The sequence below is a fragment of the Methanobrevibacter sp. genome (assembly GCF_017427765.1).
Lineage (GTDB): Archaea > Methanobacteriota > Methanobacteria > Methanobacteriales > Methanobacteriaceae > Methanocatella.
Genome location: NZ_JAFRSC010000051.1, coordinates 1 through 1768, shown reverse-complemented (window position 1 = coordinate 1768; position 1768 = coordinate 1). Strand labels below are relative to the sequence as shown.

At 25.6% G+C, this 1768-nt stretch carries 1 protein-coding gene; it reads right to left on the bottom strand.

The annotated features are described in order from the left end of the window. Positions 1–36: 36 nt before the first annotated feature. Complete coding sequence (locus IJL02_RS11875; RefSeq protein ID WP_292816736.1) at positions 37–1392, bottom strand: transposase; 1356 nt, start codon at positions 1390–1392, stop codon at positions 37–39. Positions 1393–1768: the final 376 nt, after the last annotated feature.

Here is a 1768-nt window from a genome sequence, read left to right as displayed (position 1 = left end):
TCACTATTGTATGGTGATGATGATTAATACTTGAATTCAACTGTAAAATCTTGATATTGATAAATATGGGATATCAATTTTTAAATTAAATGTAAAAATTGATTTACTTATTTTTGTCATTGGTTTTGAATTTTTTGAACTATTATTAGTATTCTTTTTTGATTTTGACGATTTTCTGCTTGTAAAATTAAATAAAGTTGTTATTTCCTCTTTGATTTTGGTTACTAATGTTTGTTGGGGTTCTATGTTCTTTTTGTTATCATTTTCTTCGTTACTTTTTTCTGGTTTTTCATTTTTTTTCTTTTTGTTTATTTTAGGTGGTTCAAAGTCAATGTATCCTTCACTTAGTCGTTGTAATTGTGTTTTAGTTTTAAAACCTGATTGTACGACGATTGTAGTTAATAATAGTCCTAATATGATGTTTTTCATCATGGATTTGTCAGTATAACTGTGGAATTTATCTAACCCAAATGCTTCTTTCGCTACTTTGAAAAAATCTTCAATAATACCTCGGTCTGGCTTTAAATCTTTCCAATTTGTTAGAATTTCAACAGTTTGATTGACGAGATCAATAATTTCATTTTTTGTTTCTTCAAAAGTACTCATGTCCTTGTAAGAATCCAATGGAAGAGATATGGATTCTTTGATTTTATTAATATCATAGTTTGATTTTAGAAAAATTATTGGAACAATTCTATATACAGTAATTGCAATTTGGTAGTTATAACGTGAGAAATATCCTCTATCAAAGTAGATTTTATCTCCTTTTTTAATAAGTCTTCTTCTTTTCAATTCTTTTAAAATACTATCAAAAATTTTCGCGTCATTAGGGGCTCCTGGATGGATGAATATTGAAACCGGTGTTAATGTGGTTTTTTCTAATACAATAGTGACTTTATATCCAATAAAATGTTTTTTAGTAGTAGAATAGCCCCATTTCAATCCAAGTTTTTTTAAGTGCTTATCTTTGATGAATTGCTTAATTACATTGATATCGCAGGCTACTGGTGTAGCATCAACTATATATTCATCAGTTTTATTAACATGAGGTTTAAAGAAAGTAGATAACAATGAGTTAGCCAATTTAAAGAAATTAATGATATTGTAGCGACTAAAATACTCTGATACCTGATACTCATTGGGAACATCGTAAATTTTCGAAAAATTTCTTAACTCTTCTTTATCATTTAACTCATCTATCACTCTTGAAAGCTCATAATTAAAAAATAATGACATAAAGAATATTTTGATACAAATAACAGCCATAGACCTATTTCTAAATCCAGATCTACTCATTATGTTTTTTGTTTTTTCGTTCTCGATGAATTCAAACACTCTCCCCAATAGAATAAATTTCTTGTCATCTTCTTTGTAATTCAAACCTGGTTGCATTCTAATCACTAATTATAATTATGTAACTTATCCTTTATAAATATTACGATTTAAAAATTCAATATTTTTAAATTTAATATGAACCCGTAAATTATAATAAAAATCACATTATACCAAGCTATATTTTAAAAATTGAATAGTAAAATGAAGGTTTTGAAAAAAATCGATTTTTAAACTAAGTGATGGAGGGTTAAATTTTAAAATTAAACATTAATAAGTGGATTTATTAGATAAAATTTATTAACAGACGATTAATTTTTAATTAATAAAAAATTTATCATATTTAATTCAAATTAAACATTATAATTAATCTAATGTTAAATTCATTAAGTTAACAACGGCACCATGCCATATGATGCATAATTTAAGCATCATT

Excerpts from the sequence above, each read along its gene's own strand:
- IJL02_RS11875 (WP_292816736.1), bottom strand. The coding sequence starts at position 1,392 with ATGCAACCAGGTTTGAATTACAAAGAAGATGACAAGAAATTTATTCTA.